The organism is Paraburkholderia xenovorans LB400, assembly GCF_000013645.1.
Taxonomy (GTDB): domain Bacteria; phylum Pseudomonadota; class Gammaproteobacteria; order Burkholderiales; family Burkholderiaceae; genus Paraburkholderia; species Paraburkholderia xenovorans.
The window spans coordinates 1,837,830-1,850,521 of record NC_007951.1; the positions used below are offsets into that span (position 1 = coordinate 1,837,830).

11 protein-coding genes are annotated in these 12,692 nt (G+C 64.0%); 7 read left to right on the top strand and 4 right to left on the bottom strand.

Annotated elements, in window-relative coordinates; genetic code table 11:
• The 4 genes from odhB (at nucleotide 1) to BXE_RS08060 (ending at nucleotide 4,663) form a co-directional block, all read left to right on the top strand.
• Nucleotides 1-1,284, top strand: a complete 1,284-nt coding sequence (gene odhB / locus BXE_RS08045; RefSeq protein WP_011487855.1) for a 2-oxoglutarate dehydrogenase complex dihydrolipoyllysine-residue succinyltransferase — start codon at nucleotides 1-3, stop codon at nucleotides 1,282-1,284.
• Between the two features lie 150 nt (nucleotides 1,285-1,434).
• Nucleotides 1,435-2,865, top strand: coding sequence for a dihydrolipoyl dehydrogenase (gene lpdA, locus BXE_RS08050; RefSeq protein WP_011487856.1), 1,431 nt, complete (start codon nucleotides 1,435-1,437; stop codon nucleotides 2,863-2,865).
• Nucleotides 2,866-2,953: 88 nt separating this feature from the next.
• Nucleotides 2,954-4,051 carry a cell division protein ZapE gene (gene zapE / locus BXE_RS08055; protein ID WP_011487857.1) on the top strand — a complete coding sequence of 366 codons (1,098 nt, stop codon included), beginning with the start codon at nucleotides 2,954-2,956 and terminating at the stop codon, nucleotides 4,049-4,051.
• A gap of 162 nt (nucleotides 4,052-4,213) precedes the next feature.
• A complete protein-coding gene (locus tag BXE_RS08060) occupies nucleotides 4,214-4,663 on the top strand; it encodes a transposase (protein ID WP_007182282.1) in 450 nt (149 codons plus the stop codon).
• 179 nt (nucleotides 4,664-4,842) lie between these two features.
• Here the strand turns inward: BXE_RS08060 and BXE_RS08065 are convergent, their stop codons facing one another.
• The 4 genes from BXE_RS08065 to BXE_RS08080 form a co-directional block, all read right to left on the bottom strand.
• Nucleotides 4,843-5,328, bottom strand: coding sequence for a DUF2147 domain-containing protein (locus BXE_RS08065; RefSeq protein WP_011487858.1), 486 nt, complete (start codon nucleotides 5,326-5,328; stop codon nucleotides 4,843-4,845).
• Between the two features lie 253 nt (nucleotides 5,329-5,581).
• Nucleotides 5,582-7,291 carry a ShlB/FhaC/HecB family hemolysin secretion/activation protein gene (locus tag BXE_RS08070; protein WP_011487859.1) on the bottom strand — a complete coding sequence of 570 codons (1,710 nt, stop codon included), beginning with the start codon at nucleotides 7,289-7,291 and terminating at the stop codon, nucleotides 5,582-5,584.
• Between the two features lie 283 nt (nucleotides 7,292-7,574).
• A complete protein-coding gene (locus tag BXE_RS08075) occupies nucleotides 7,575-8,996 on the bottom strand; it encodes a collagen-like triple helix repeat-containing protein (protein ID WP_011487860.1) in 1,422 nt (473 codons plus the stop codon).
• A gap of 216 nt (nucleotides 8,997-9,212) precedes the next feature.
• Nucleotides 9,213-10,721 (bottom strand): collagen-like triple helix repeat-containing protein, encoded by a 1,509-nt coding sequence (locus BXE_RS08080; RefSeq protein ID WP_011487861.1) that lies wholly within the window; start codon nucleotides 10,719-10,721, stop codon nucleotides 9,213-9,215.
• A 657-nt stretch (nucleotides 10,722-11,378) separates the two neighbouring features.
• Between BXE_RS08080 and BXE_RS08085 the strand changes: the two genes are divergently transcribed.
• From BXE_RS08085 to BXE_RS08095, 3 genes are all read left to right on the top strand, one after another.
• Nucleotides 11,379-11,546 (top strand): Flp family type IVb pilin, encoded by a 168-nt coding sequence (locus BXE_RS08085; protein WP_011487863.1) that lies wholly within the window; start codon nucleotides 11,379-11,381, stop codon nucleotides 11,544-11,546.
• 145 nt (nucleotides 11,547-11,691) lie between these two features.
• Nucleotides 11,692-12,192, top strand: a complete 501-nt coding sequence (locus tag BXE_RS08090; RefSeq protein WP_011487864.1) for an A24 family peptidase — start codon at nucleotides 11,692-11,694, stop codon at nucleotides 12,190-12,192.
• Entirely contained in the window at nucleotides 12,189-12,686 is a 498-nt protein-coding gene (locus BXE_RS08095) for a TadE/TadG family type IV pilus assembly protein (protein ID WP_011487865.1), read from the top strand. The genes BXE_RS08090 and BXE_RS08095 overlap by 4 nt, the downstream gene beginning before the upstream one ends.
• The last annotated feature ends 6 nt before the right edge of the window (nucleotides 12,687-12,692 follow it).

Consider the following 12,692-nt stretch of genomic DNA (forward strand, 5'->3'; position numbering starts at 1 on the left):
ATGGCTATTGTTGAAGTCAAGGTCCCCCAGCTTTCCGAGTCGGTTTCGGAAGCCACCATGCTGCAGTGGAAGAAGAAGCCCGGCGAGGCTGTTGCTCAAGACGAAATTCTCATCGAAATCGAGACCGACAAGGTCGTGCTCGAAGTGCCGGCACCCTCGGCCGGCGTGCTCGCGCAAGTCATCGCGAACGACGGCGACACCGTCACGGCTGATCAGGTGATCGCCAAGATCGACACCGAAGGCACGGCAAGCGCCGCTGCTGTCGAAGCCGAAGTCAAGCCCGCTCCGCAAGCCGCACCGGCACCCGCCGCTGCACCGGCTCCGGCGGCTCAAGCCGCATCCGCAACGGGTGCGAACACCGCTGCTTCGCCGGCCGCCGGCAAGCTGATGGCCGAGAAGGGTCTGGGCGCGGGCGACGTCGCCGGCACGGGCCGCGACGGCCGCATCACCAAGGGCGACGTGCTGACCGCGGGCGCACCGGCTGCGAAGGCTGCCGCCCCGGCTCCGGCCGCCGCACCGAAGGCAGCGAAGCCGTCGCTGCCGGACGTCAAGGCGCCGGCCTCGGCTGAGCAATGGCTGAAGGACCGTCCGGAACAACGCGTGCCGATGTCGCGTCTGCGTGCGCGTATCGCCGAACGTCTGCTCGAGTCGCAGCAAACCAACGCCATTCTCACCACGTTCAACGAAGTGAACATGGCGCCGGTCATGGACCTGCGCAACAAGTACAAAGACAAGTTCGAAAAGGAACATGGCGTGAAGCTCGGCTTCATGTCGTTCTTCGTGAAGGCGGCGGTCCACGCGCTGAAGAAGTTCCCGCTGGTGAACGCGTCGATCGACGGTAACGATATCGTCTATCACGGCTACTTCGACATCGGTATCGCTGTCGGTTCGCCGCGCGGTCTGGTGGTGCCGATCCTGCGCAACGCGGATCAGCTGAGCCTCGCTGAAATCGAGAAGAAGATTGCTGAATTCGGCCAGAAGGCGAAAGACGGCAAGCTGTCGATCGAAGAAATGACCGGCGGCACGTTCTCGATCTCGAACGGTGGCGTGTTCGGTTCGATGCTGTCGACCCCGATCATCAACCCGCCGCAATCCGCGATTCTGGGCGTGCACGCCACGAAGGAACGCGCCGTGGTCGAAAACGGCCAGATCGTGATCCGCCCGATGAACTATCTGGCGCTGTCGTACGACCACCGCATCATCGACGGTCGCGAAGCGGTGCTGTCGCTGGTCGCCATGAAGGATGCGCTGGAAGATCCGGCTCGCCTGCTGCTCGACCTGTAAGCGCCGGTTCGGATGGTGCCGGCTTGTCATCGTGCAAGCCGGCACCATATAAGCAACGGGTAAGCATCACGTCTTTCGCATTCCGCAGTACAGGAACGGCGCGCGCCGCGAAGCGTGGCCGCGCGCCGTTCCGCCATCAAAAGGATTGTCATGTCCAAAGAATTTGACGTCGTCGTGATCGGCGCAGGCCCTGGTGGTTATATCGCCGCCATCCGCGCAGCGCAGCTCGGCAAGACCGTCGCATGTATCGAAAAATGGAAGAACCCGGCCGGCGCGCTGAAGCTCGGCGGCACGTGTCTGAACGTGGGTTGCATTCCGTCGAAGGCGCTGCTCGCGTCGTCGGAAGAATTTGAGAACGCGTCGCATCACCTCGCTGACCACGGCATCTCCGTGGAAAACGTGAAGGTCGATATCGCGAAGATGATGGCCCGCAAAGAAGGCATCGTCGAGAAGATGACGAAGGGCATCGAATTCCTGTTCCGCAAGAACAAGATCACGTGGCTCAAGGGCCACGGCAAGTTCACCGGCAAGACGGACGCCGGCGTGCAGATCGAAGTGAGCGGCGAGGGTGAAACGGAAACGGTCACGGCAAAGAACGTGATCATCGCCACGGGTTCGAAGGCACGCCATCTGCCGAACATTCCGGTCGACAACAGGATCGTCGCCGACAACGAAGGCGCGCTGAGCTTCGAATCCACGCCGAAAAAGCTGGCTGTGATCGGCGCTGGCGTGATCGGTCTGGAACTGGGTTCGGTGTGGCGCCGTCTGGGCGCGGAAGTGACCGTGCTCGAAGCGCTGCCGGAATTCCTCGGCGCGGCCGACCAGGCGCTCGCGAAAGAAGCGGCCAAGCAGTTCAAGAAGCAGGGTCTGGACATCCACGTCGGCGTGAAGGTCGGCGAAGTGAAGACGACCGACAGCGGCGTGACGATCGCCTACACGGACAAGGACGGCAACGCGCAGACGCTCGAAGCCGATCGCCTGATCGTGTCGATCGGCCGCGTGCCGAACACCGACAATCTCGGCCTCGAAGCGATCGGCCTGAAGGCGAACGAGCGCGGCTTCATCGACGTGGACGAGCATTGCGCGACGGCGGTGCCGAACGTGTACGCGATCGGCGACGTGGTGCGTGGCCCGATGCTCGCGCACAAGGCGGAAGACGAAGGCGTACTGGTCGCTGAAATCATCGACGGTCAGAAGCCGCATATCGACTACAACTGCATTCCGTGGGTGATCTACACCGAACCGGAAATCGCGTGGGTCGGCAAGACGGAACAGCAGCTGAAGGCTGAAGGCCGCGAGATCAAGACGGGCCAGTTCCCGTTCATGGCGAACGGCCGCGCACTCGGCATCAACAAGGCAGATGGTTTCGTCAAGATGATCGCCGACGCGAAGACCGACGAACTGCTCGGCGTGCACATCATCTCGGCGAACGCATCGGACCTGATCGCGGAAGCCGTGGTGGCGATGGAATTCAAGGCGGCTTCGGAAGACATCGGCCGCATTTGCCATCCGCACCCGTCGCTGTCGGAAGTCATGCGCGAGGCGGCACTCGCTGTCGACAAGCGCGCGCTGAACATGTAATCACGCGCACGCCTGACTGACAGTACTCCGGCATTACCACAAAGGCGGGCGGGTTCACTCCCTCCCGCCTTTCTATTTGCAGCACAACATGAACGTCACCGAATACTACGAAAAAGAACTGCAGACGCGGGGTTACCAATCGGACCCGGCGCAACGCGCGGCGGTCGACCGTCTGCAGCGGTGCTATGAAGAGTGGACCGAGTACAAGTCGCGCCGCTCGAACGCGTTCAAGAAGCTGATCATCCATCCGGATCTGCCGCGCGGCGTGTATATGTGGGGCGGCGTAGGGCGCGGCAAGAGCTTCCTGATGGACAGTTTCTACATGATCGTGCCGGTGCAGCGCAAAACGCGTCTGCATTTCCACGAGTTCATGCGCGAAGTGCATCGCGAACTGGAAGAACTGAAGGGCACGGCCGATCCGCTCGACGAACTCGCGCGCCGGATTGCGAAGCGTTACCGCCTGATCTGTTTCGACGAATTCCACGTGTCGGATATCGCCGACGCCATGATCCTGTACCGCCTGCTCGACAAGCTGTTCGAAAACGGCGTGCAGTTCGTGATGACGTCCAACTACGATCCGGACACGCTGTATCCGGACGGACTGCATCGCGACCGGATGCTGCCGGCGATCGAACTCATCAAGGAAAAGCTCGACGTGATCAACGTCGACGCCGGCATCGACTACCGGCAACGCACGCTGGCTCAAGTCGAGGTGTATCACACGCCGCTTGGCGCCGCCGCCGACAAGGCGTTGCGCGACGCGTTCGGGCGCCTTGCCGCGGTCCCGGACGAAAGCCCGATCCTGCATATCGAAAAACGCGAGTTGAAGGCGCTGCGCCGTGCCGACGGTGTGGTGTGGTTCGACTTCGCCACGTTGTGCGGTGGTCCGCGCTCGCAGAACGACTATCTGGAACTGGCGAGCCGTTTTCACGCCGTGGTCCTCTCCGGCGTACCGCAGATGTCGGCGCGTATGGCCTCGGAAGCGCGCCGCTTCACCTGGCTGATCGACGTGTTCTACGACCACAAGGTGAAGCTGCTGATGTCCGCCGCGGTGCCGCCCGAGCAACTGTATGTCGACGGTCCGATGGCCAACGAATTCGCGCGCACGGTGTCGCGCATCGTCGAAATGCAGTCGAAGGAATACCTCGACGCGCCACGGCGGATCGTCGACACGTCGTTGACCTGAGGCGCCGCCAGGCAAGGCCGGCGCGCTTTTGCGATAGATCGTCGCGCTGCGTCGGCCGACGGGGTGCCTTTACTCGGCGTATTTTCAAGATTCGGACTGGTCTTATTTTCCGGCTGCGGACGACTGGATATCTTTTGTCAACGTTCTGACAAAGGAGAAACCATGAATCCCCATCGTGATATCAACGACGAAGAATGGCAACGTATCGCACCGCTGCTGCCGGAACTGCGTCCGCGCTCGGAACTGCGTGGCCGGCCGCTCGCCAATACGCGCTCGGTGCTCAACGGCGTGCTGTGGGTCATGTACAGCGGCGCCACCTGGTCCGCCATGCCGCGTCGATACCCCTCCTATCAAACCTGCCATCGGCGCTTCAAGGCGTGGTATGAATCCGGCGTGCTCAAACGCGTGATGGAACAACTGTTCGGCGCGGCGAGCGAAGAGCTTTGCGCGCTGATGGAAGCGCGCATGCGTTCGCATGTGAATGCGGAACAGAAAAGCGTGGAGGCGGAAAAGGCGCCGGTTGTCGCACCGGCGGTGTACAGCCCGGCATCGCCGCAGCCGCTGCCGTCATCACCGTTCGCGTTCAATTCGCCCTTCAAGCACGCTGCATGACCGACTCAACCGGGTGCCTTCAGGCAAAAGAACCGGTCGAACGATTGCGATCGTCGGCCGGTTCAAGGGGTTTTGCCAGGGCTCTGCAGAAGCCCCAACGCAAGCCCCAACGCGCCGGTGGCTATGAGCCCGGCCGGAGCCGCGTCGCGTCAGGGTATCAAATCTGAACTACCCGCGCATCATTGCTGACGCACCCACGTCTGCGAGCGGCCGAGCAGCGAGACGCCAATATAGCCACGCACGACCAGTTTGTTGCCACCGTCTTCCAGGTGCATCTTGCACTTGTAGACCTTGCCGTTTTCCGGGTCGAGAATCTGCCCGTGGTCCCAGGCGTCGCCATCCCTTTTCATATCGCTGATGATCGTCATGCCGAGGATCGGCTGATCCTTGCGCGCGTCGGTGCATGCCGTGCAGCGGCGATCCGGCTGGTCGTTGGCGCCGAGCCCCTTGATCACCTTGCCGCTGAGCGAACCGCTGCCGTCCTGCGCGATCTGCACGAGCGCTTTCGGCTGGCCGGTGTGATCGTCGATGGTTTGCCACGTGCCTACGGGGCTGTCGGCCTGCGCCATAGCCGTCACGGCGCTGGCGAGCAGTACGCCGGCGAGCGCGGCATGTTTGACCGTGCGAAGCGCCATTGCGCGAGCGCGTTGAGTGAATTGTGTCATTGTCTTCCTCCTTGATTAAAGACGGCGCGATCATGGTCGCGCGGCGTTATCGGCGTCTGGGGCATCCGGGCGTTCTTCGGACCTATCCGCCGTGATGCCTGGTCCTTCAGATTCTATTTCTATTTCCCTGATGCGCCACCCGCGGAATGCGGCTTGCGCGCCGCCGGTCGCAACATCGTCAGCGCAGAATACGTGAAAGTGCGCGTGCCGTTTGATAGTGGACCCTCTAATCAGCACGCGGCACTTTTGCGGATCAGTTCAGCTGGTACGAGAATGTCGCGTTGATGCGCGGACTGCGTGACGCGCTTTCCACCGGTGCGTCGCCAATCGCTTTGGCCACCGACAGATCCAGGCTGTAGTACTTCGCATCCGAGATACGGAAGCCGAAGGCAATCGACGAAAGCTTCGAAGGCGACGGCGTGCCCGCATGCAGATAGACGCGCGCCATGTCGAACGAGACATAGGGTGTGAGCGTGCGCAGATAGGTGAAGCCGGGCGTGAACGCACGGTTGACTTCCAGCATCATGCCCCAGCCCGAATCGCCCGATGCTTCGCCGGGCTGATAGCCTTGCGCAAAACGCTGCGCGCCGAACGAGATCTGTTCCGAAGTCGGCAGCGACACGCCGCTGTACTGACCGGTCAGCGAGACCGCTGTGCCGATCTTCAACGGCCACTCGTTGGTTTGCGAAAAGCTGGCGCCGGTGCGCACGAAATTGATCGACGCCGGATTGGTGACGGGCGAACCCGGCACATTAGAGTCGCCGGATTTCGATGCGCCCAGAATGTCGAACGCCTTCGCCACGTTCACACTCGCGCGGCGCACCTGGCCGGTCTGCACGCTGGTGTAGTCGGCCTGCAACTGCATGACCCGTACTTGCGAGCGGAAGCCGAGCTGCGCACCGGTGTCCTGGTTATGGTAGCGATCCTCATCGTGCGACGCATAGACCGAGGCCGTGCCGATCACGCTTTGTGTGTTGCTCAAGAGGATCGGATACGCCAGCGAGCCGCCCACCTTGTCGTTGATGACCGTGCGTTCGATGGAAGAGGGAAGGCCGGGATTGTCGGTCGGATTGCCGCGATAGTGCGAGGCGTCGATCTTCGCGATCAGCCCGTTGCTGCCGATCGGCACCGCACCGTGGGCGGCGAGATAGGTGACGTTGTCACGCCCCTTCGGCAGCAAGGCCGACACGCTCAACTGTTCGCCGAACGAGGTCAGTCCGTTTTCGGTGGCGGTCAGCAAGCCTTGCACGCCGGGGTGATTGAAATCGATGCCGGTGCTGACGTCGAATGGCTTGCGCTCCACGTTCAGTTCGAGCGTGGTGGCGCCGTCGGTGTTCTGCGGCGGCGGCACGTTGGCCGCGACTTTCACGCCCGGCAGCAGGCCGAGCACGTTCACGTAGCGCTCGAAGGTGGCGCGCCGCAACGGCCGGTCGGCAGTGATGTGATCGGCGATCGCGCGGATCTTGTCTTCCACGGCGCCGGCCTTGCCCGTCACCTTGACCGCGGACACGTAGCCTTCCACTACCGTCACGCGCACCACGCCGCCTTCGAAGGTTTGCGCCGGAATGAACGCGAACGAGAGCGCGAAGCCGCGGTCCTGATAGAGCTTCGTGACGCCGTTGGCGACCTGGATCAGATCGCCGATGGTCGTGTCCTTGCCGACGAGCGGCGCGAAACGTTGGGCGACGTCGTCGAACGGAACGGACTTCACGCCCTCCACCTGAACACGTGACGGCGTGATGTGGCGGGCGAGCAATGCCTCGAGCTGGGGCGCTTGCGGCGCGACTTGCACGGTCACGTTCGGCCCCTTGTCGGGCGCCTTGATCTGCGGCAGCGAATCCATCGGATTGCCGCCGACGGCCGAACCGCCTGGGCGGGACTGCGCGTGTGCCTGCATCTGCAGGGCGCTCGCCGCAAGCGCCGCGAGTACGACGGTCCATGTGCTGCCATACCCGAGTTTCATCGGATTTTCCTCGTATGCCGTTCTTGTGTCGCGCACGCTCCGCCTGGCCGGGCGGGTCGCGAACGCTTATAGGTGGCTCGACGCGTACTGCGATGCTTGCATGTATTACGTCACGTGCTCCGCAAGGCTTGAGCCTTGCCTGAAAAAACGCGGAGCACGCGGTGAGTCGGGCTGCTTATGCGCATTGCCTGCGCGCTGTTTCATGCGCCATCCGATGAGCTGCTTTCAAGCCGGTCTCATCGAACGGCTGACGTGCGCGACAGCCGTGAAACACTTAGGCTTACTACTTATGGCTGGCCGGCAACACGCCGCCGAGCAGGGTCGTCAAGCCGCTCGCCGGCGAGCCTGACGTGCTCGTCGAACCTGCCGCGGAACTGAGCGTGCCGGTCAACTGGCCGACCAGCGCGGTCACCGGCGCGAGCGCCTGACCGCCGCCGCCCGAGGTGCCGCTCGTGACGCCGGAAAGCGCGCCGGTCAGCGTCGACAGCGGATTCGATGCGCTACCCGAGCCACCCAGAGCCGAAGTCAGTGAGCTCAACGGCGTGCCGTTCAGACCCGAAGTCAGCGAACTCAACGGTGAGCCGTTCAGACCCGAAGTCAGCGAACCCAGCGGCGTGCCGTTCAGCGCCGAGGTCAGACCGGCCAGCGGCGTGCCGCCGAGCAGCGTCGACAGCGAGCCGAGCGGATTGCCGCCGAGCCCGAGACTCGCCAGCGAACTTTGCAGCGGGCCGAGCGGGTTGCTGCTGGCGGGCGGCCCGTTGGCGACGTTCACGCTGGTGCTGCCGACGAGGCTCGTGATCAGCCCGGGAATCGGCATCGCGCCATTCGGGCCGTTCGGATTGACGAGACCACCGGCGTTCGTCACCGTGTTGCCCAGCGAACCGACCAGCGTGCCGAGATCGGCGCCGAGCGGATTCTTCGTGGCGCCGCCCACTTGCGAGCCGGCGGAGCCCAACGCGCCGCCCACTTGCGCGAGCACGCCGCCGAGCGGCGCGCCAAGGCCGGTCTGTGTGCCGACCGCTTGCGTGACGAGTCCGGCCGTCGTCACGATCGGCGTGATGGCGGTGCTGATCGGCTGGGTGATCTGCTGCACGGGCACCGAGCCGAGCGAATTGCCGAGCGTCGCGCCGCCGGCGTTCAGCGCGCCCGCAGCGGTGGAGAGCGTGCTGGCCAACGGTGTCGTGAGCGGCGCCAGCGGCGCGAGATTGCCGCTGCCGAGTCCGCCGACCGCGGTGCTCAAGCCTTGCACGACACCGCTCGTCGAGCTGACTACCGAGCCGAGTCCGGCGACCGTGGTGCCGACCGGATTGGCCGTCGTGCCGGTCTGGCCGACGCCGCCGCTCACGGCATTGGCGAGCGCATTCAGCGTGCCGCTCGTGCTCGATACGGCATTGCCGAGACCTTGCGTGACCTGCGGACTCAGACCCGGAATGGTCTGCGAGGCGATCGCCGTGCCGAGGTCGTTCGTGGTCTGCGCGGCAGCGGTGGCGAGGCCGGTAGTGCCCGTCCTGGTGGTGCCGCCGCCGGTGGTGGTCGAACCGGAGCCGCTGCCGCTACCGGTGCTCGACGTGGTCGGCGGCGCGCTGACGGTGCTGCCGCCGCACGCCGCGAGCAGGGCGGCGACCGCCACGGCGATCAATGGCGTGCGCAACGACGACACAGTCGCGCACGTCGCGTGGAAAGAAAAAAGCCGTTGGGTGGACATGTGTGCTCCTCCGTGTCTTCTGGATGTCGTATGCGGTGCTTCCAGTGCGCCGGTGCAACCGGTGTCTGAGCGGCGCGGCCCAGTTCGGCCAGGCGTCGGCGCTGCGCCGGGACGCGGCTGGCGGGCCGCGCTTCGGGCTGGGCTTCGGCTGGCGCTTCGACCCGTGCTTCGACCTGCTATCCCACTACGTTTTATTGTTGTTCCCGGGCGTCCTGCTTACTTCTTGCCCAACCCGCCGAGCAGACCGCCAACGAGCGAGGTCACCGGCGCGAGCAGGTTGCCCGTCGCGCCTTTGCCCGTGCTGGTCGACAGCGACAGACCGGCGCCCGGGCTCGTGGAGGCGGCGGCTGTCGTCGTGGTCGGCGTGGCGGTTGCCGTGGTGGCGATGCCGCCGCCGAGCGCGCCCGTTACGCCAGACAGCAAGCCGGTAACCGGTGCGAGCGGGCCGCTGCCGCCGCCGGCCGCGCCGGAGAGGCTGCCGGTCACGCTCGAGAGCAAGCCGGTGACGGGGGCGAGCGGGTTGCCGTTACCCGATGCGCCGCCCACTGCGCCGGTCACGCTGCCGAGTGCGCCGGTGAGCGGAGCGAGCGGACCGCCCGCAGTGCCGCCGGTCAAGCCGCCGAGTGCGCCGGTGAGCGGAGCGAGCGGACCGCCCGCGGTGCCGCCGGTCAGGCCACCGAGTGCCGTGGTAAGCGGCGCAAGCGGATTACCGCCGCTGCCGCCCGTGAGCAGGCCGCCCACCGAAGCGACCGTCGCGCCCGTGTCGGTTACCGTATGGCCGAGTGCGGCCGTGACCGGATTGCCGCCGGTCGCGCTCAACAGCGTGCCGGCCTTGCCGAGGCCGCCGCCGAGCGTCGAGAGCAGGCCGTTCAGCGGTGCGCCGAGACCCGTGGTGTTGCCGACCGTCTGGGTGGTCGCGGCGACCATCGACGTAATCGGCGTGATCGCCGTGCTGAGGGTTTGCGTGACTTGCTGGACCGGGCCTGTGGAGAGAGCGGTGGTGAGCGTGCTGCCGCCGTTGGTGAGTGCTCCGCCGAGCGTGTTGACGACGCCGCCGAGCGGCGAGGTGAGCGCCGATAGCGGAGCCAGCGGGCCGCTGCCGAGGCTCGTCACGAGGTTGCCCGCGTCCGTCACCGCGCCGCCGACATGACCCACCACACCGCCGAGACTCGAAACCGTCGTGCCAACTGCATTGCCGCCCGCGCCAAGCTGGCCGAGCCCTTGCGAGACGCCGCCGCCGAGCGTGGACACGGCCGCGCCGACCTGCTGCACGATGCCGCCGGCAGCCTGCGTGGTTTGCGAGCTGACGCCGGGCACGGTCTGCGAGCCGATCACGGTGCCGATGCTGCCGACCGTCGAGCCGACGTCGCTGACCACACCACCCGTATTGCCCGCCACCGTGCCGAGCGCGTTGGCGACCGCGGTGGTGCCCGTGCCCGTGCCCGAGCCCGTTCCTGTTCCGCTGCCGGTCCCTGTGCCGGACGTTCCCGCGCCGTTGCTGCCGGTGGTGGTGCCCGAGCCCGAACCTGAGCCCGAGCCGCCCGAACCCATCGATCCGCTGCCGCCCGAGGTGGAAAGCGTGCCGCCCGCGGAGCCGCTACCGTTGCTGCCGGTGCCGGAACTCAGGCTGCCGGAGCCGCCGCATGCTCCAAGAGAAAGCATCGCAGCTACGCTGGCTGCAATCAGGGTTGCCCGTATCGTGGTGTTGGTCGTTTGAATGTTCATGTCGCCCTCGCATCGCATGTGTTGTTGGATATTGCTGCGTGCCTGTCTCTGCACGAGCCGTGCCATTTCAACCGGGCAATGCGGAAGATTTTTTCGGCGTGTCGCGTCGCGCCTTGTCTAATAAGGCTTTGCGAGAAATTGATGGAATATCTACCGAATCAGAATCGGCTCACAAAATGCGCTGCGCGGGGCGGTTGCGCGAGCGGCGTAACGTAACGAGCCGCTCGCGCCGTTACGATGTACGGCGTAACGCAGTTGCACGAAAACACATCCGCGCGCTTGAAACGTTCTGTTCAAACAAATAATTAGTGGCCCGAATCTAACTCATGGTTATACCTATGTGCTGCAACGCACGGACTGCCGTTAATCTGGGAGAGTGGTTAAAACGCCGACGCTGAGAGCATCGAAGCAGCGAACAATTGCTTAAATATGATTGTTCGGCTATAAAACCCGGAAGCATCGGAGATCGACGAGGGGGGTGGGTTATCGAACAGACAGCTCATACGCATCCGTTTTATTGACGACGGCTGCAACCTGAAGCCGCTGCAGTGCAACAAACAGAGCCGGCAATGAGAGACCAACGGCTCGTGCACCGGGCGCACTTCACTGACCGGTGCAGCACGTATACGAATGAAATAATGAAGTCCGAGGGTTCAAATGAAAAAATTCACACAGCGCTTCCTGAAAGAAAACAAAGGCGTGACAGCCATCGAATATGGACTGATCGCGGGTCTTGTCGTACTCGTCATCGCCGGGGCGGTGTCGTCGGTCGGCTCGAATATCTCGGCTGTCATGACGAAAGTCGCGAGCCTGATTACCACCTGATCGTGAAAGGCAAACCGTAAACGTTGCGCGAAGCGGCTGGCGTTCCGACGTCCGTCCGTTTCGTCGACGTATTAACGCGTGCTGGAATAGTTAATGTGAATTGCATTGCAATTCGCATGGCGTAGCTTCGCCTGTCGAGTGCGAAATGAATGTTTTCGTCGGTATTTTGTTATTTGTCGCCTGGGCCGCGGCGGTCGCGATTAGCGACTGCCGTTGGCGGCGTATATCCAATTCAATTGTCGTTGCGGGTTTGGCGGCGGCATTCGGCTGCGCGTTATTTCAATGCGGCCCTTTTGGTATTTCGCCGGCTCGCGCGGGTATTGGAGCATTGATCGGACTCGCCGCGTTATTGCCTTTTTTTGTGCTCGGTGTGATGGGTGCCGCCGACGTCAAAATCTTCGCCGTTTTGGGTGCATGGTGCGGCATGCAAGCATTGCCTGGCCTGTGGATGGCCGCGAGTCTCGCTGCCGGCGCGCACGCGCTGTGGTTGCTGATCACGACCCGCACACGCCTCGCGGAGCTCGTCCGTCGATCCGGCGCGACCTTCGAGTTGGCCGGCAAAGCCTCCACGCCGTATGCCGCGTGTCTGAGCGTGGCCGCGAGCGGCTGGCTCGTGCTGCATGGCATGGCCGGGGGGCTGCGATGACACCCGCCGCGACACGACGCGCGTGCCTGCAACGCCAGCCTATCCGCACGCGCCGTGCGGGTGTGCAGCGCGGTGCCACGGCCGTCGAATTCGCCCTGGTGTTCCCGCTCTTTTTCATGATCCTGTACGCGATCATCACCTTCAGCCTGATCCTCGTGGCGCAGCAGAATCTGACGATGGCCGCGGAAGAAGGCGCGCGCGCCGCCTTGAACTGGCAGAGCAACACGTCGCTGCAAACCGCGCTGACCAATCGCGGCAACGCGGCCTGCGCGGCGGCGAAGCTGGTGGCCGCGAAGCTGGTGCAGTCCGCGCAATGCACGCCTTCTTCCTCCACATGCGGACCGGGCGGCGCCATGCAATGCGTGAACGTGCTGCTCACCTATAACTATCAAGCCAATCCGATCGTGCCGATCCTGCCGCTGCTGGGCATCGTGGTGCCGAAGTCGCTGTCGAGCACCGCCACCGTTCAACTCAATCCGGAGAACATTCAGTGATGCGCG